Source organism: Xanthomonas sp. SHU 166 (assembly GCF_000364685.1).
GTDB lineage: Bacteria > Pseudomonadota > Gammaproteobacteria > Xanthomonadales > Xanthomonadaceae > Xanthomonas_A > Xanthomonas_A sontii.
Genome location: NZ_AQOJ01000036.1, coordinates 1 through 17,247 on the forward strand (window position 1 = coordinate 1; position 17,247 = coordinate 17,247).

A 17,247-nucleotide genomic window follows, 5' to 3' on the forward strand; every position below is an offset into this window, starting at 1 on the left:
GTGCTGGTGCTCGAGCGCGCCAACCGCCTGCCGCAGGCGCGCGAGGCCGCCGCGCAGCTGCCGCCGCCGGAGCGCATCGACGACCCGGACGTGCGCCAGGACGCCAGCAATGCGCTGGCGGTGCTGGCCATGCGCGAGGGCCACTGGCAGCAGGCGCATGCGCTGCTGCGCGGGCTGTTGGCCGATGGCAGTGCGGTCGACCGGCGCAAACAGAGCAACCTGTTCTTCGCCCTGGCGCGGGTCTGCGATCGCCTCGGCCTTCACGACGAAGCGCTGCATGCCTGCGCGCAGGGCCATGCCGGCCAGGTCGAGGGCCTGGCCGCGCTGGTGCCGGAGCTGGCGGCGGCGGACGCACCGCCATTGCCGGTCGCGCAGGCCCGCTGGGATCCGGCACGCCATGCCGCGGCGCGGCCGGTGACCGCGCCGGCCATGGCCGACTCGCCGATCTTCGTGGTCGGCTTCCCGCGCTCGGGCACCACCTTGCTGGAACAGATGCTCGACGCCCACCCGCAGTTGGTGGCGATGGACGAGCGGCCGTTCCTGCAGGGACTGGCCGACCGCCTGGAGGCGCGCGGCGTGGCCTGGCCGGACGGACTGGGCGAGCTCGACGATGCCGCCTGTGACGCGCTGCGCGCCGAGTACTGGCAGGCGGTGCGCGGGGTGGTGCAGCTGCAGCCGGGCCAGCGCCTGGTCGACAAGAACCCGTTGAACCTGCTGCGCCTGCCGCTGATCCGGCGCCTGTTCCCGGAGGCGCCGGTGATCCTGGCGCTGCGCCATCCCTGCGACGTGCTGCTGAGCTGCTACATGCAGGCGTTCCGCTCGCCGGCCTTCGCCCTGCTGTGTGCCAGCCTGCCGCGGCTGGCGCGCGGCTATGCCGACGCGATGGAGTTCTGGCTCTACCACGCCGCCTTGCTGCAGCCGCGCGCGCTGGAGTTGCGTTACGAGGACCTGGTGGCCGATCCGCAGGTGCAGGTGGCGCGCCTGGGACAGTTCCTGCGGCTGCAGCAGCCGGAGCGGCTGCTGGACTTCCAGCGCCACGCGCGCGCCAAGGGCTTCATCAGCACGCCCAGCTACGCGCAGGTGGTGGAGGGCATCAACCGCAAGGCCCTGGACCGCTGGCACGCCTATCGCGACGCCTTCGCGCCGGTACTGCCGGTGCTGCAGCCGTTCCTGCGACGCTGGGACTACCGCGTCGACTGAGCGTTGCGTGTTGTCTGAACCGTTCCCGTCTGCCGGTTGAACAGCAACAACGCAGCGTGCGCTGTACCGCGCTTGAAGCGGTGTTTTTGTCAGGGGATGGCGCACGTTGGCACACCGAAACAACACCCTTCTTATAAAAAACTAACAAGTGCCTGACGGTCCTGTAATGGACCGCTGGCCCGAGGCATCCATTTCACCCGCCGCGCGTTTCCGCGCCCGGGATGGTTCGCGCCTGCGTGCAGCCGGCGCTTGTCGCACATCACATGAGGTCTTCCCGATGTCCGTAGCAAAGAACAGACTCGCTCACGCCGTTTGCCTGGCCATGGCGACGCTTCCCGCCACGCTCTATGCGCAGAGCGCCACGCCGGCGGCGTCCGCGTCCGGCGACGCGCCGGTGACCCTGGACAAGCTCACCGTCACCGGTTCGCTGGTGCGCCGCGTGGATGTGGAGACCGCCAGCCCGGTCGCCGTGGTCGATCGCCAGCAGATCCAGCAGAGCGGCAAGCAGACCCTGGGCGATCTGCTGCAGGCGCTGCCCGGCATCGCCGGCGCCGCGACCAACCCGCAGGTCAACAACGGCGGCGGCGATGGCGCTTCGACCATCTCGCTGCGCGGCCTCGGCGACGAGCGCACGCTGATCCTGATCGACGGCCACCGCATTCAGAACAACGACGTCAACTCGATCCCGGCCAACATGATCGACCATGTCGAAGTGCTGAAGGTCGGCGCCTCGGCGATGTACGGCTCCGACGCCATCGGCGGCGTGGTCAACTTCATCTTGCGCAAGAACTTCGAAGGCGGCGAAGTCTCCGCCAACTACGGCCAGACCAGCCGCGGCGACGGCGAGCGCCAGGGCGGCAGCTTCACCTTCGGCAAGACCTGGGACCGCGGCAACGTCGTGGTCGGCCTGGACTACAACAAGCAGAAGGAAGTCTCCACCGCCAACCGCGCGTTCTCCAAGTACGCGATGTACCTGTCCAGCGGCAGCGTCTACAAGGGCGGTTCGGCACGGACCCCGACCGGCTACTACAAGCTGCCGGCGGCGACCCTGGCGGCCAACGGTTGCAAGCCCGACGGCGCGTTGACCGGCAACGGCAGCGGCGGCTACAAGTGCTACAGCTCCTCGGCCGATTCGTACAACTACGAGGCGGAGAACCTGCTGCTGACCCCGCAGCAGCGCGTCGGCGCCTTCGTGCTCGGCAGCTTCAACATCACCGACTCGATGCAGGCGTACGTCAACGCCTACCACAACCACACCATGTCCAACTTCGCGATCGCGCCGCTGCCGCTCGACGCGCAGAACGACGGCATCACCGTCGCCGCCAACAATCCGTACAACCCGTTTGGCGTGGAGTTCGGCCCCAACGGCTACGAGTATCAGACGCGCTTCACCTCGCTCGGCCAGCGCGAAGGCTTCTACGACACGGCCACCGATCAGGATGTGATCGGCCTGAAGGGCGGCATCGGCGACAGTAGCTGGGTGTGGGACGCCAACTTCAACTACGGCCACTACCGCCAGCGCAACTGGAGCCACGGCTACGTCGATTACGCCGCGTTGCAGAACGCGATCAACAGTGGGCAGGTCAACATCCTGGATCAGGGCAGCCCGGCCACGGTCGCCTGGCTGAACAGCAACGAATCGATTCCGCGCCAGGAAACCACCACCATCATGCGGCAGTGGGAAGCTAGCGCCAACGGCAGTCTGTGGGAGATGCCGGCCGGTGCCGCGCAGCTGGCAGTCGGTGCGCTGTACCGCAAGGAGAGCCTGAGTTCCAGCGTGTCGGCCAACGCGCTGATCAACAGCGACAACACTTGCGCGGTTTCCTCCGAAGCCTGTGCTTCTCCGCTGAGCGGCAGCTTCAACGTCAAGGAGGCCTATGCACAGCTGTTCATGCCGGTGCTGGAGCAGTCCTCGCCGATCGGCGCGCTCAACCTGACCCTGAGCGACCGCTACTCCGACTACAGCAGCGTGCGCTCGGGCAATAACAGCGCCTCGTTCCAGGTGGAGTGGCGGCCGATCCACGACCTGCTGGTGCGCGGCACGGCGGCGCAGGTGTTCCGCGCGCCGACCATCACCGACATCTACCAGGGCCCGACCGCCGACGCGCCGAACTTCATCGACCCCTGCGTCGGCTACAGCGGCAGCGGCCACGCCACTGCCTGCGCCGGTGTGCCGGCCGGCTGGAGCGGCACAGGCCTGTCGCAGACCAACGCGATCAAGTCCGGCGCCACCTACGTGGGCTACCAGCTCAAGCCGGAGAAGGGCACCTCGTTCGACTACGGCCTGGTGTACAGCCCCGAGTACGTACCGGGCCTGTCGGTCAACCTCGACTGGTGGAAGGTCAAGCTCGACGACCTGATCCAGCCGATCTCCGCGCAGACCGTAGCCGACCTCTGCTACAACGATGACAACAGCCCGTACTGCAGCTACCTCCACCGCTACGCCGCCGGCACCCCAAGCGCCGGCAACATCGACCACATCCAGACGCCGGTGGTCAACATCGGCAAGCTCAACACCCAGGGCATCGACCTCGGCGCGAGCTACGCGCTGCCCGCTACCGACTACGGCAAGTTCACCGTGACCGTGGACAGCACCTACCTGCACCGCTACGACATCGACACCGGAGACACGGTGGTGCACATGGCCGGGCGCTACAACTCGTCCTATGGCAACTACGCGCATTGGCGCGCGCATGCGCTGTTCGGCTGGAAGCTGGGCAACTGGGATGCGAGCTGGACCACCCGCTGGGTCGGCAAGATGCAGGTCGGCAGCGGCGACCTGAGCCAGAACATGTCCGCCGACGGGCATGACAAGGGTGTGGTGCTGAACTACGGCAGCTACATGTACCACGCGCTGCAGGTGGGCTACGACATGGCCGGGGCCAACCTGCGCCTGGATCTGGGCGTGGACAACCTGACCAACAAGCAGCCGCCGATGATGTACCAGAACAACGTGTTGAACGCGAACACCGACGTGAGCACCTACGACACGCTCGGCCGCTACTACTGGATGCGGGCGACTTACAAGTTTTGATAGGTAGATGGTTGTTGTAGAGGAAATGGCATTGGCGTCCTTTTTAGGGCGCCAGTTCTAAATTTCATCTTTTGTTCTGGCAGGTGTAAAAGTTTCCCAATAGTTTTTCAATTTCAACAGCAAGGATATAGCTTATGAAAAATGTATATGGTCTGCTGGGCGCTTTTCTGTCTGTCGTATCCTTCGGTGCAAGTGCGGGGGTCGTAACCGATAGGGTCGATAATATATTTATTCAGTGTTCCAGTTGCGCTATTGCAAAAAATACTGATGTTACTCTTGGGTACGTGAAAGTCGCTCTTAGTGCATACGCATCCGCAGCAAGCAGCAAGGGTTGGGGGCCAGTCAGCGTGGGCGACCAAGTCCAGATCGAGAAATATAACCAGACACCTGGTGGTTACATGCTGGTCGATCATTACTACGCAGTAAAAAACCTTCCCGTGAACTCCTTCGATGATTTGATCGATGAAGGAGTCGAGCGCGATTCAGATGTCAGGGCGCTCCCTGCGAGGGCGCAGGAAGAGGCTTCACTGAAAGGCGACCTTGCCAATTTCGTAGAGAGTTTTGCCGACTCTGGTGGAGTAACAACGATTTATGGGTTCTTCCGGCAGAATTGATGAATATTGATTGCCTTACGCTATCCGGCGCTCTGATGGCGCATAGCTAAAAAGAGAGAGCTTTTCAGCCTCCCGTGCGGGCAAGTGCTTTGAATGGATCTGGTGTCACCCGCCCATGCGAGTGGCGCCAGATCGTGCGACACGAAGTGTCCATACGGCCGCCGTGCTACTACCGGGATGTCGGCGTGCCGGTGCACATGAACTACGTCGACTTGCATGACTATCCACGTCTATAAGGCGGCACTAGATTTTGTGCAGCTTAGGCAGATCACTGGCGAGCATTGCCGCAATTGTGCTGTTGGGCATGCCTGTCGTCGCGCAGCGGCGACAAGTACATCCTGTCCACTTACTTGGAATTCACTACCGAACCGGCCTAATCCATGCGCCGCATCGGTGGGATGGCCGTTTCATCTCGCCGCGCATCCCCAATATCTGCACGAGCACGCAGCGCGCCATCACCCCGCACCGTGCAGATGCTCGAACAGGATGGTGCTGCCGATCGCGATCAGCAGCGCGCCGCCGACGATCTCCGCGCGCTTGCCGGCGAGCGCGCCGAGCGCGCGGCCGAGCATGATGCCCAGGGTGACCATGGTCAGCGTGCACAGGCCGATGATCGCCGCGACCTCGACGATGTTCACGTCGAGGAAGGCCAGGCCGACGCCGACCGCCATCGCGTCGATGCTGGTGGCAAAGCCGGTGGCGGCCAGGTTCCAGAAGCCGTGGCGCTTGGGCGCGGCCTCCTCGGGCGTGTCGGACTCCGGCTTGAGGCCGGCGACGATCATGTGCACGCCCAGTGCGCCGAGCAGGCCGAAGGCGATCCAGTGGTCGAAGGCGACCACGTACTTGGACGCGGCCTGGCCGAGTACCCAGCCCAGCGCCGGGGTCAGTGCCTCGATGCAGCCGAAGATCAGGCCGGCACGCAGCGCGTCGGCCCAGCGTGGGCGTTGCATCGCCGCGCCCTTGCCGACGGCGGCGGCGAACGCGTCGGTCGACATGGCGATGCCGAGCAGGAGAATCGAAAGAAACGACATGGGGGACCGTACCGGGACAGGCGACAACGACGAGCGCGCGCGCCCGGCCTTCGCCTTGCGCACTCGCCGCTGGTCTCGCCAACCGAACTGGCTGCCCGTACCACGGCGCATCGGCCGAGTCTGTTGATACGGGCGCTGTCCGCGCAGGGCGGACAGCAGGCTACTCCCCAAGGGGACGCGCAGTCTAACAGCGCCCAACTGCGGCGAACATCCCTGGAACGCACGCGAACCTGCAGCTTATCTTGATAGCTGCGGCTATATCGACGGTGGCTCTGCGGCGGTACGGCACGCGTGTGTGCGTGATAGGTCGAGGATGCCCACTCCCTGCGCATGTGGCTCTCGCTGTGGCACTCAGCCATAGAGCGCGAGGTGCGAATGTGTGCGCCACTTCAGGGCAGCGCCACGGACGTGTCCTCAGTTCCCGCATGCAGCAACCTATGCATCGCCGCTGTGTGGGCCAGCTTGCGCCGCGCCGAAGGGAGCGACTGGCGGTCAATGGTCAGTGCGTCGGGACTGAAGTCCCTCCCACAAGGAGGCGCCCAGCGTGCCGCGTGCGCAAGGCCAACGTGCGCGCACGCGCCGCATCCGCACCGCTTGCGCCTTCGCCAGGCGTCGCCGCGGCTCAGTCCTCTTCCGGCGGCAGCACGATGGCGTCGCTGTCGATGGCCAGCTTGCCGGCCAGCAGCACCGCCTGGGTGCGGTTGGTGACGCCGAGCTTGCGCAGGATCGCGGTGACGTGCGCCTTGATGGTGGCCTCGGACACGCCCAGGTCGTAGGCGATCTGCTTGTTGAGGCTGCCGGCGCCGAGCATCTGCAGCACCCGGAACTGCTGCGGCGTCAGTTCGCGCAGGCGCTGCCCGACCTCGCGTTCGGCGCGGTCGATGGGCGGCACGTTGTGCGCTTCCGGCGGCGCCCAGTGCTCGCCGTCCAGCACCGTGCCCAGGGCCAGGCCGATGGTGTCCGAGTCTGCCGACTTGGGAATGAAGCCGAACGCGCCGTGGTCCAGCGCGCGCCGCATCACCGTCGGCTCCTCGCGCGCGGACACCACCACCACCGGCAACTGCGGATGCAGCGCGCGCATGTGCACCAGCGCGCTGAAGCCTTGCGCACCGGGCATGTTGAGATCCATCAGCAGCAGATCGGCATCGGCATGGCGATCGGCCAGCGCGTACAACGCCTCGACGCTGTCGGCCTCGTACAACTGCACCCCGGGCATCACCCGCTGCACCGCCCCACGCAGCGCCTCGCGGAACAGGGGATGGTCGTCGGCGATCAGCAGGGTGGGCATGGGTGAGGCCGGGAATGGGGAAACGGGAATGGGGAATGGGAACGGCAAAAGCGGAGTGTCGGGTGCCTAAGATCTCGAAGCGACCGGGGAACGGCTTTTCCCATTCCCCATTCTCGACTCCCCATTCCCGACGCGCGTAGCGCGTCAGCGCGTGAGTCGTTCGTTCACCAACGAATCCACCACCGACGGATCGGCCAGGGTCGAGGTGTCGCCGAGCTGGTCGGGGGCGTTCTCGGCGATCTTGCGCAGGATGCGGCGCATGATCTTGCCCGAGCGGGTCTTGGGCAGGCCGGGCGCCCACTGCAGGTGGTCCGGAGCGGCGATTGGGCCGATCTCCTTGCGCACCCAGGCCACCAGTTCCTTGTGCAGGGCCTCGCTCGGCTGCTCCTCGGCGACCAGGGTCACGTAGGCGTAGATGCCCTGGCCCTTGATGTCGTGCGGGAAGCCGACCACCGCCGCTTCGGCGACCTTGGGGTGGGAAACCAGCGCGCTCTCCACTTCGGCGGTGCCGATGCGGTGGCCGGAGACGTTGATGACGTCGTCGACGCGGCCGGTGATCCAGTAGTAGCCGTCGGCATCGCGGCGGCAGCCGTCGCCGGTGAAATAGCTGCCCGGGTAGGTGCGGAAATAGGTGTCGATGAAGCGCTGGTGGTCGCCATAGACGGTGCGCATCTGCCCCGGCCAGGAATCGCGCAGCACCAGGTTGCCCTCGGTGGCGCCTTCCAGGATCTCGCCATCGGCGCTGACCAGCGCCGGCTGCACGCCGAAGAACGGCAGCGTCGCCGAGCCGGGCTTGAGGTCGATGGCGCCGGCCAGCGGGGTGATCAGGATGCCGCCGGTCTCGGTCTGCCACCAGGTGTCCACGATCGGGCAGCGGCCGTCGCCGACCACATCAAAGTACCAGCGCCAGGCTTCGGGATTGATCGGCTCGCCGACGCTGCCGAGCAGGCGCAGGCTCGTGCGCGAGGTCTTCTTCACCGGCGCCTCGCCCTCGCGCATCAGCGCGCGGATCGCGGTCGGGGCGGTGTAGAAGATCGTCACCTGGTGCTTGTCGATGACTTCCCAGAAGCGCGACACGCTCGGGTAGTTGGGCACGCCTTCGAACATGAGCGCGGTGGCGCCGTTGGCCAGCGGCCCGTAGACGATGTAGCTGTGGCCGGTGACCCAGCCCACGTCGGCGGTGCACCAGTAGATGTCGTCCTCGCGCAGGTCGAACACGGTCTCGTGGGTGTAGGCCGCGTACAGCAGGTAGCCGGCGGTGGTGTGCAGTACGCCCTTGGGCTTGCCGGTGGAGCCGGAGGTATAGAGGATGAACAGGGGATCCTCGGCGTTCATGCGCTCGGGTTCGCACTCGGCCGGCTGGCTATCGACCACGTCGTGGAACCAGCGGTCGCGCGGGGCCTGCATGTCCACCGCGCCGCCGGTGTGGCGCACCACCAGCACGGTCTCCACGCTGGTGGTGCCCGGCAGCTTCAGCGCCGCGTCCACGTTCGCCTTGAGCGGGATCTTCTTGCCGCCGCGCAGGCCTTCGTCGGCGGTGATGATCAGCTTGCTGCCGCAGTCGATCACCCGGTCGGCGATCGAGTTGGGCGCGAAGCCGCCGAACACCACCGAGTGGATCGCGCCGATGCGCGCGCAGGCCAGCATCGCCACCGCGGCATCGGGGATCATCGGCAGGTAGATGGTGACGCGGTCGCCCTTGCGCACGCCCAGCGCGCGCAGCGCGTTGCCGAGCCGGCACACGCGCTCGTACAGCTCGCGATAGGTAACGCGGTAGGACGGCGCGTCCGGGCTGTCCGGCTCGAACAGCAGCGCGGTCTTGTCGCCGCGGGTGGCCAGTTGCCGGTCCAGGCAGTTGACGCTGGCGTTGAGTTCGCCGTCGTCGAACCAGCGGATATGGAAGTCGTCCAGGGCGAAGCTGACGTCCTTGATCCGGGTCGGCTTCTTGAACCAGTCCAGGCGCTCGGCCACCTTGCCCCAGAACGCCTCCGGCTGTTCCACCGATTCCTTGTACTGGGTCTGGTACTGGGTCTTGTCGACCCGCGCACGGGCGGCGAACTGCGGATCGACGGGATAGAGATCGGCCATGGTTCCCTCTGCATTGAACGGGGCGCCGCATGCGGCGGCGCGTCAACGCGCAGTGTGCCGCATCCGGCGTTAAGCGCACACGCGCCGGGTCTTAGACGATGGTCGTAACTCAGCCGACGTTCGACTAATGGCCAATAGGCGCGGCCGGTGCGGTCGCGCACGCTGGGCTACGGCCGTGCGCATGCGTGTGGCCATCCATTATTCGGGAGGGAGTAATGAGCAACCGCATCGCATCCCTGGCGCGTCGCCCGTTGGCGGCCGCGCTGTTGGTGGCCCTGGTCGCGCCCGGCGCGGCCTTCGCCCAAGGCAAACCCTCGGCGCGCGAACAGGCGCTGGAGACCCGCGTGGCCGAACTGGAACGGCAGGTGCAGCAACTGCTGTCGGCGCAGCAACAGCAGCAGGGACAGATCGCGCAGACTCAGACCGAGGTCGCCGCGGTCCGCTCGACCCAGGCCGCGCCGCCGCCGCCACCCCCGGCACCGCCGGCCGGCAAGGCGCCGATCCAGGTGACCACCATCACCCCGGGGGCCACGCCCGGCACCACCTTCAAGGTCGGCGGCTTCATCAAGGCCGACTTCCTGGCCACCCGCACCGGCGACGGCCAGCTCGCCGACGACGCCACCGGCCGCGCGCTGTACCTGCCCGGGCAGACCCCGGTGGGCGGGGCCAAGTCCGGCACCGACTACAACGCCCACGCCAAGTTCTCGCGGATCAACTTCGGCGTGGACAGCGTCACCGAAGGCGGCAACAAGGCCGGTGCGCTGGTGGAACTGGATTTCTTCGGCAATGCATTGGGCACCCAGACCGCCACCAACACCTACGGCGCCACCCTGCGCCACGCCTACATGTACTGGAACCACTGGCTGGCCGGCCAGACCTGGTCCAACTTCATGGATCCGGCGGCGCTGCCGGAAGCGGCCGACTTCATCGGCCCCACCGACGGCGTGGTGTTCGTGCGCCAGGCGCAGCTGCGCTACACCAACGGCGGCTTCAGCATCGCCCTGGAGAATCCGGAAACCACCCTGTACACGCGCAGCGTGGCCGGCGTGGTCAGCACCGCCAGTTCCGACCGCGGCGCGCTGCCGGACCTGACCGTGCGCTACGGCTGGAAGGGCGACTGGGGCAGCTTCGGCGTGGCCGGCGTGGTCGGCCAGCAGAAGGTCGACAACCGCGCCACCGGCGCCGATGCCAGCAAGGCCTCCGGCGGCCTGACCCTGGGCGGCAAGTGGGTGGCCAGCGACAGCGACAGCCTGTTCTACCAGCTCACCGGCGGCGAAGGCATCGGCCGCTACATCGGCCTGGGCATCGCCCAGAACGCGGTGTACGACGCCGCCGACCGCGACCTGGACACGGTCGGGGTGGTCGCCGGCTACGTCGGCTGGCGCCACGCATTCTCGCCCAAGCTGCGCACCAACCTGATCTACGCGCGCAGCGACTACGACAACGACACCGCGCGCACCGGCCTGGCCGTGACCAAAAGCGTGCAGAGCATCCGCGGCAACGTCTTCTACTCGCCGTTGCCCAAGGTCGATATCGGCGCCGAGCTGATGTACGGCAAGCGCGAGATCGAAAGCGGCGCCAAGGGCGACATCACCCGCCTGCAGTTCACCACCAAGTACAGCTTCTGATCCGCGCTGCGGTCACTACCCCGGAGGCACCACATGACCCTCTCCAACGACGCGCTGATCGCCAAGATCGACGCCAATCCGAAGTACCACGCGCTCAAGCGCCAGCGCAACGCGCTGGGCTGGACGCTGACCGTCCTGATGTTGCTGGCCTATTTCGGCTTCATCGGCCTGATCGCCTTCGACAAGGCCTTCCTGGCCCAGCCGATGGGCAGCGGCGTCACCACCATCGGCATCCCGATCGCGATCGGGGTGATGGTCTTCACCATCGCCATCACCGCGATCTACGTGCGTCGCGCCAACACCGTGTACGACCAGCTGACCGCCGACATCCTCGAGGACGCCCGCCAATGAGCAAGCACCTGCGCTTCCTTCTGCTGCTGCTGGCCGCGCTGCTGCCGGCCGGCGTGGCCCTGGCCGCCGGCGGCGATGTCGGCCAGACCGACAAGCAGCCGACCAACTGGGTGGCGATCGGCATGTTCGCCTTCTTCGTCGCCGGCACGCTGTGGATCACCAAGTGGGCGGCGAAGAAGACCCGCTCGGCGTCGGACTTCTACACCGCCGGCGGCGGCATCACCGGCTTCCAGAACGGCCTGGCGATCGCCGGCGACTACATGTCGGCGGCCTCGTTCCTGGGCATCACCGCGGCGGTGATGACCAACGGCTACGACGGCCTGATCTACGCCATCGGCTTCCTGGTCGGCTGGCCGATCCTGACCTTCCTGATGGCCGAGCGCCTGCGCAACCTCGGCAAGTACACCTTCGCCGACGTGGCCGGCTACCGCTTCGCACCGACCGCGATCCGCAGCTTCGCCGCCTCCGGCACGCTGGTGGTGGTGCTGTTCTACCTGATCGCGCAAATGGTCGGCGCCGGCGCGCTGATCAAGCTGCTGTTCGGCCTGGACTACTGGGTGGCGGTGAGTCTGGTCGGCGTGCTGATGATGGTCTACGTGCTGTTCGGCGGCATGACCGCCACCACCTGGGTGCAGATCATCAAGGCGGTACTGCTGCTGACCGGCGTGACCTTCATGGCCGTGGCGATCATGTGGCACTTCAACTTCAGCTTCGAGGCGCTGTTCGCCGAGGGCGTACGGGTGAAGACCGCGGTGGCGGCCAACGGCGGCGCCTCGCCGGAAGAGGCGGCCACTGCCGGCCTGTCGATCATGGGCCCGGGCGGCTTCGTCAAGGATCCGATCTCGGCGATCTCCTTCGGCATGGCGCTGATGTTCGGCACCGCCGGTCTGCCGCACATCCTGATGCGCTTCTTCACCGTCCCCGACGCCAAGCAGGCGCGCAAGTCGGTGCTGTGGGCCACCACCTGGATCGGCTACTTCTACATCCTGATCTTCATCATCGGCTTCGGCGCCATCGCCCTGGTGTTGACCAACCCCCAGTTCGCCGACGTCGCCACCGGCACCATCCACGGCGGCAAGGGTGCGGCCAACATGGCGGCGGTGCTGGTCGGCAACGCGGTGGGCGGCAACGTGTTCATGGGCTTCATCTCCGCGGTGGCCTTCGCCACCATCCTGGCGGTGGTCGCCGGCCTGACCCTGTCCGGCGCCTCGGCGGTGTCCCACGACCTGTACGCCACGGTGATCAAGAAGGGCAATCCCGCCCCGGGCTCGGAGCTGAAGGTGTCGCGCGTCACCACCATCGCACTGGGCGTGATCGCGGTGCTGCTCGGCATCGTGTTCGAGAAGCAGAACGTGGCTTTCATGGTGTCGCTGGCCTTCGCCATCGCCGCCTCGGCCAACTTCCCGGTGCTGATCCTGTCGTTGCTGTGGAAGAACTGCACCACCCGCGGTGCGGTGATCGGCGGTTTCCTGGGCCTGATCTCCTCGCTGGTGCTGACGGTGCTGTCGCCGTCGGTGTGGGTGGACACGCTGGGCAACCCGACCGGTTCGGCGCCGTTCCCGTACACCTCGCCGGCGCTGTTCTCGGTCACCATCGGCTTCGTCGGCATCTGGCTGTTCTCGGTGCTGGACCGCAGCGCGCAGGCCGGCAAGGAACGCGCCGCGTTCAAGGCGCAGCAGATCCGCGCCGAGACCGGGCTGGGCGCCTCGCGCGGGTCGGGCCACTGAGCGCGCGCGCCTAACAGGACGCGGCCAACGCCGCACGCGCCGCCGGCCTTCGGGCCGGCGTCGTCGTCTGTGCGGTGAGGCGGCGTTACCATGAGCGCCCGCTGCCTTCGTCGTGTCAACGCATGCGCTACCGCTGGATCCTGTTCGACGCTGACGACACCCTGTTTCACTTCGATGCCTTCGCCGGCCTGCAGCGCATGTTCGCCGGCTACGGCGTGCAGTTCGGCGAAGCCGAGTTCGCCGAGTACACGGCGTGCAACCGGCCGCTGTGGGTGCAGTACCAGAACGGCGCGATCACCGCGCTGCAATTGCAGCAGCGCCGTTTCGCCGACTGGGCGCAGCGCCTGCAGACCGCGCCGGAGACCTTGAACACGGCGTTCCTGGCGGCGATGGCCGAGCTGTGTGCGCCGCTGGACGGAGCGGTGGACCTGCTCGACGCCTTGCGTGGGCGCGCGCGCCTGGGCCTGGTCACCAACGGCTTCGGCGCGCTGCAGAACGCGCGCCTGCAGCGTACCGGGCTGCACGACCGCTTCGAAGTCATCGCCATTTCCGAGGTGGTGGGCGTGGCCAAGCCGCACCCGGGGATCTTCGCGCACGCGCTGGCGCAGCTCGGCGACCCACCGCCGGCGCAGGTGCTGATGGTCGGCGACAACCCGCAGGCGGACATCGCCGGCGGCCTGGCCGCGGGCCTGCACACCTGTTGGTTCAATGCGCACGGCGCCGCCGCGCCGGAGGGCATCGTGCCGCACCACCAGGTCGCCTCGCTGGCGCAATTGCAGGCATGGTTGCTGGAAGAGCCGGCGGCGCTGTAGCACATCTGCTCGCGTGCCTGGCGCCATCGGGTCGGGACTGAAGTCCCGCCCACAGGTGGAAACTCCAGTTCGCGGCGATGCCGGCGCGCCCCTCGTGGGAGGGACTTCAGTCCCGACCCCGGAAGGGTGGGGGTTGCCGGTCCCGAGACCGGATGCCGCATCATCTCGCCCGGTCGCTGCTGCTCTCTTGTGGGAGGGACTTCAGTCCCGACGCGACCGACTGTCGGATCCGAGATCGCGGCGGCATGCTGCCCATCCACATGGGCACGCACGACAGCCGCAACCGCCGTCGTATAGTGCGCCCATGCCGACCTCCGTTGCCGATGCCGCTTCCACCGACACGCCACTGGCCGCCTTGCCAGTCACCCTGCAGCGCCTGCGCGCGGCCTGGCAGGCGGCCAAGCCGGAGCGGGCGCAGCGCCGCGAGGACCTGTTGCGGCTGCGCGCGGCGCTGAAGCGTCGGTTGCCGGAGATGGCCGATGCCATCGCTGCCGATTTCGGCCACCGCTCGCGCCACGAATCGCTGATCGCCGACGGCATGACCGTGCTTGGCGAGATCGATCATCTGCTGCGTCATCTGAAGCGCTGGATGCGCCCGCAGCGGGTCGGCGCCGGCTGGCGGCTGTGGCCGGCGCGTGCGGAAGTGCGGCCGGTGCCGGTTGGCGTGGTCGGGGTGATCGCGCCGTGGAACTACCCGGTCAACCTGGCGCTGATCCCGCTGGCCACCGCCATCGCCGCCGGCAACCACGTCTACCTGAAACCCTCCGAGCACACCCCGCGCAGCGCGCAGTTCCTGCAGTCGCTGCTGGCCGAGGTGTTCCCGCCGCAGCGGGTGGCGGTGGCGCTGGGCGGTGCCGAGGTGGCGTCCGCCTTCGCCGCGCTGCCGCTGGATCACCTGGTGTTCACCGGTTCCACCGCGGTCGGCCGCAAGGTGATGGCCGCCGCCGCCCCCAATCTGACCCCGCTGACCCTGGAACTGGGCGGCAAGTCGCCGGCCATCGTCTGCGCCGACTACCCGCTGGAACAGGCCGCCGCGCGCCTGGCCACCGGCAAGTGGTTCAACGCCGGGCAGACCTGCATCGCCCCGGACTACGTGCTGATCGACGCAGGCCGCGAGGCGGCGCTGGTGCAGGCGCTGCGTGCGCAGGTGCTGGCGCGCTACGGCGATTTCGCCAGCGCCGAGGACTACACCCGCATCGTCAACGAGGGTCAGTACCGGCGCCTGCGCGGCTACCTGGACGATGCCCGCGCGCGCGGCCTGGAGGTCATCGAACTGGCCACGGTGGCGCGCGAGCGCGCCGAGCGCGAGCGGCTGATCGTGCCCACGCTGGTGCTGCAGCCGGGCGACGACGCGCTGCTGATGCAGGAGGAGATCTTCGGCCCGATCCTGCCGGTGCGCAGCTACCGCTCCCTGGACGCGGCCATCGCCGAGATCAACAGCCGCGACCGGCCGCTGGCGCTGTATCCCTTCAGCCATGACCGCGCGCGCATCGAGACGATCCTGCATGCCACCATCGCCGGCGGGGTCACCGTCAACGACAGCCTGCTGCATTTCGCCGCCAACGCGCTGCCGTTCGGCGGCATCGGCCCCAGCGGCATGGGCGCCTACCACGGCCGCGCCGGCTTCGACGCCTTCAGCAAGGCGCTGCCGATCCTGTGGCAGTCGCGCCGCGCCGGCAGCGACCTGCTGAAGCCGCCGTATGCGCGGATCGCCTGGCTGCTGGATTTGCTGATGCGCTGACCGGCCAGTGCGAGCGCGTCACGTCACCTCCACATCGAACTTGGCCGGGGTGAAGCCTCGTTCCTCGAACCAGCACACCCCTTCCTGCACAAAGGTGAGCACAAGGCGATAAGTACCTTCTTCATTGGGTGGAGCGATGTGCATCAGGTGTTCGGAGATTCGTCCTGGCACAATGCAAGAATCGGCGAGCCGACTGCGGATGCCGTCATAAACGACCATTTCGTTCTCCGCCGTACACCAGTGGTAACAAAGGAACACCGGGTTATCGCCTTCGCTATACCAAGTCTCGGGACCGTCGTTAACAACCTGCACTTTGATCTCGACGGTTGTGGAGGCGACGATTTGCGGCATAGAGCCGACGAGTGCAATGCTGCCCGTCGGTTGGGTGATGGGGGCAGCGCGCCTGCGGCTGACAAGCTCGGCTGTTCGTTTGGCCTCTGTCGCCAGAACTTCCAGCTTGACGCCGACGCTCGGGTCGAAGGCGCCGACGATATTGGGGAAGCGCTGCTTGACCACGTGTTCGTGCATCACTCGATATGCGTCCTCTGGCGAGTGAAGATCGACGATCTCGCGGTTGTCCGCATCCACGGCATATAGATGCGGGAATACGTTACGCATAAAATCAAGAAAGTCGGGAACGGTGATTCTCTGCAGGACGTCGAGGCAGAAGTGGTTCATTTCCATCACTACTGTCGGTCGCCGCGTCGCCAGAAACGACAAGCCACCTCGAATGACGTTCATTTCGAAGCCCTCCACGTCGATCTTCAGAAAGTTTGGCGAGGGGTCCTTGGTGGCGAAAAAGTGATCCAGTTGATCGATACGGATCTCTTCAGTGACGTGTCCGTCCTTGGGGCGGATCTTGTCGCTGACATAACCACCCGAGCGGTTCGTCGCGGCAAAGGTGATCGCGAGCGTCTCCTGCTTCATTCCGAGGCCGAAATTGAACGCTTCAATGTTTCCGCACTGATTACGAGCCAGGTTCTCCCTTAGGATGCGATAGGTGGACGGGGTGGGTTCGAACGCGTAGGTCTTCCTGGCCAGGCCTGAGAACAACAGCGCCGTCAGGCCGATGTTGGCGCCGATGTCAGCAACCACATCATCCGCTTCAACCAAGGTGCGAAACAGTTGCACCATATGCGGTTCGAATTCATCGCCCATGTTGGTCAGATAGTCGTCGTCTGACGAAACCTTATAGATTTCTTGGTCAATCTTGATTGTCTTAAGCATGCGTTCCTTCAACAGCTTTGGGTTCGGTGTCCAGAGGGTGAGCAAACAGGATTGGCAAGATCGGCAGGTGTTGTCGCATGCCGAGGGCCGGAGGTAGAGCACTGAACATGCAGCCTCGGCCGTTAGGCGGCTTCATCAGTTCTGAAGTATTCGCGGCGCCCCCCCGGCCGCCGCATTGCGAGCCGCCTCGGGGCTGTCGCATGGACATTGTTTGCTAGATTGACGTCGGATTGTGCAGATTGCAACGGGGGGGAGAGACTTCTCGGCGTAGTCGAATCTGTAGGATGCTCTCAGCGCAAATGGGGACCCATCGGGCGCGGTATGCCAGAATCCACTATGAGCCAGCTAGCGTTTGCGAGGTCCTAGATGCGCTAGTGCCGCCAAGCGCCGTGGCCTGAAATAATTGTGATGAAGACCGAGGAGCGGGACCACCCTTGAAAATCGCCAGCTGGAACGTCAACTCGCTCAACGTGCGCCTGCCGCACCTGCAACAGTGGCTGGGCGCG

Annotated in this window: 12 protein-coding genes; 8 read left to right on the forward strand and 4 right to left on the reverse strand. The window is 66.3% G+C overall.

Features of this window, described 5'->3' with window-relative positions:
- The 3 genes from D180_RS01700 to D180_RS23690 form a co-directional block, all read left to right on the forward strand.
- Window positions 1–1,200 (forward strand): sulfotransferase (locus D180_RS01700; protein ID WP_017911414.1); only part of this gene is annotated, 1,200 nt, incomplete at its 5' end.
- Window positions 1,201–1,522: 322 nt separating this feature from the next.
- On the forward strand, window positions 1,523–4,234 hold the full coding sequence (locus tag D180_RS01705; RefSeq protein ID WP_017911415.1) for a TonB-dependent receptor: 2,712 nt from the start codon (window positions 1,523–1,525) through the stop codon (window positions 4,232–4,234).
- A gap of 134 nt (window positions 4,235–4,368) precedes the next feature.
- A complete protein-coding gene (locus D180_RS23690) occupies window positions 4,369–4,848 on the forward strand; it encodes a hypothetical protein (protein ID WP_157835398.1) in 480 nt (159 codons plus the stop codon).
- A gap of 455 nt (window positions 4,849–5,303) precedes the next feature.
- On the opposite strand, the gene mntP is transcribed toward D180_RS23690, so the two are convergent.
- The 3 genes from mntP to acs all read right to left on the reverse strand — a co-directional run bounded on the left by mntP (window position 5,304) and on the right by acs (window position 9,255).
- Entirely contained in the window at window positions 5,304–5,879 is a 576-nt protein-coding gene (gene mntP / locus D180_RS01710) for a manganese efflux pump MntP (protein WP_017908356.1), read from the reverse strand.
- A gap of 622 nt (window positions 5,880–6,501) precedes the next feature.
- Window positions 6,502–7,167: a response regulator transcription factor gene (locus tag D180_RS01715; RefSeq protein WP_017911417.1), complete on the reverse strand. Its 666-nt coding sequence runs from the start codon at window positions 7,165–7,167 to the stop codon at window positions 6,502–6,504.
- Between the two features lie 144 nt (window positions 7,168–7,311).
- The gene (acs, locus tag D180_RS01720; protein ID WP_017911418.1) at window positions 7,312–9,255 is read right to left on the reverse strand and encodes an acetate--CoA ligase; all 1,944 of its coding nucleotides are present in this window, start codon (window positions 9,253–9,255) and stop codon (window positions 7,312–7,314) included.
- A gap of 215 nt (window positions 9,256–9,470) precedes the next feature.
- Here acs and D180_RS01725 point away from each other — a divergent pair, with 215 nt between their 5' ends.
- The 5 genes from D180_RS01725 (at window position 9,471) to D180_RS01745 (ending at window position 15,514) form a co-directional block, all read left to right on the forward strand.
- Window positions 9,471–10,883: a DcaP family trimeric outer membrane transporter gene (locus D180_RS01725; RefSeq protein WP_017911419.1), complete on the forward strand. Its 1,413-nt coding sequence runs from the start codon at window positions 9,471–9,473 to the stop codon at window positions 10,881–10,883.
- A gap of 33 nt (window positions 10,884–10,916) precedes the next feature.
- Complete coding sequence (locus D180_RS01730) at window positions 10,917–11,234, forward strand: DUF485 domain-containing protein (RefSeq protein WP_017911420.1); 318 nt, start codon at window positions 10,917–10,919, stop codon at window positions 11,232–11,234.
- A complete protein-coding gene (locus D180_RS01735) occupies window positions 11,231–12,961 on the forward strand; it encodes a cation acetate symporter (RefSeq protein ID WP_017908352.1) in 1,731 nt (576 codons plus the stop codon). The genes D180_RS01730 and D180_RS01735 overlap by 4 nt, the downstream gene beginning before the upstream one ends.
- A 122-nt stretch (window positions 12,962–13,083) precedes the next feature.
- Complete coding sequence (gene yjjG, locus D180_RS01740; RefSeq protein ID WP_017908351.1) at window positions 13,084–13,773, forward strand: pyrimidine 5'-nucleotidase; 690 nt, start codon at window positions 13,084–13,086, stop codon at window positions 13,771–13,773.
- A gap of 304 nt (window positions 13,774–14,077) precedes the next feature.
- Window positions 14,078–15,514 (forward strand): coniferyl aldehyde dehydrogenase, encoded by a 1,437-nt coding sequence (locus D180_RS01745; protein WP_017911421.1) that lies wholly within the window; start codon window positions 14,078–14,080, stop codon window positions 15,512–15,514.
- An 18-nt stretch (window positions 15,515–15,532) separates the two neighbouring features.
- Here D180_RS01745 and D180_RS01750 read toward each other — a convergent pair whose 3' ends face one another.
- Window positions 15,533–16,741, reverse strand: coding sequence for an FkbM family methyltransferase (locus D180_RS01750; protein ID WP_152239917.1), 1,209 nt, complete (start codon window positions 16,739–16,741; stop codon window positions 15,533–15,535).
- Window positions 16,742–17,247 lie beyond the last annotated feature (506 nt).

Bases quoted from the DNA above. Each gene is read 5' to 3' on its own strand.
- D180_RS01715 (WP_017911417.1), bottom strand. From the start codon at position 7,167: ATGCCCACCCTGCTGATCGCCGACGACCATCCCCTGTTCCGCGAGGCG.
- D180_RS01730 (WP_017911420.1), top strand. From the start codon at position 10,917: ATGACCCTCTCCAACGACGCGCTGATCGCCAAGATCGACGCCAATCCG.
- D180_RS23690 (WP_157835398.1), top strand. From the start codon at position 4,369: ATGAAAAATGTATATGGTCTGCTGGGCGCTTTTCTGTCTGTCGTATCC.
- D180_RS01750 (WP_152239917.1), bottom strand. From the start codon at position 16,741: ATGCTTAAGACAATCAAGATTGACCAAGAAATCTATAAGGTTTCGTCA.
- D180_RS01705 (WP_017911415.1), top strand. From the start codon at position 1,523: ATGGCGACGCTTCCCGCCACGCTCTATGCGCAGAGCGCCACGCCGGCG.
- D180_RS01725 (WP_017911419.1), top strand. From the start codon at position 9,471: ATGAGCAACCGCATCGCATCCCTGGCGCGTCGCCCGTTGGCGGCCGCG.
- D180_RS01745 (WP_017911421.1), top strand. From the start codon at position 14,078: ATGCCGACCTCCGTTGCCGATGCCGCTTCCACCGACACGCCACTGGCC.
- yjjG (WP_017908351.1), top strand. From the start codon at position 13,084: ATGCGCTACCGCTGGATCCTGTTCGACGCTGACGACACCCTGTTTCAC.
- D180_RS01735 (WP_017908352.1), top strand. From the start codon at position 11,231: ATGAGCAAGCACCTGCGCTTCCTTCTGCTGCTGCTGGCCGCGCTGCTG.
- acs (WP_017911418.1), bottom strand. From the start codon at position 9,255: ATGGCCGATCTCTATCCCGTCGATCCGCAGTTCGCCGCCCGTGCGCGG.
- mntP (WP_017908356.1), bottom strand. From the start codon at position 5,879: ATGTCGTTTCTTTCGATTCTCCTGCTCGGCATCGCCATGTCGACCGAC.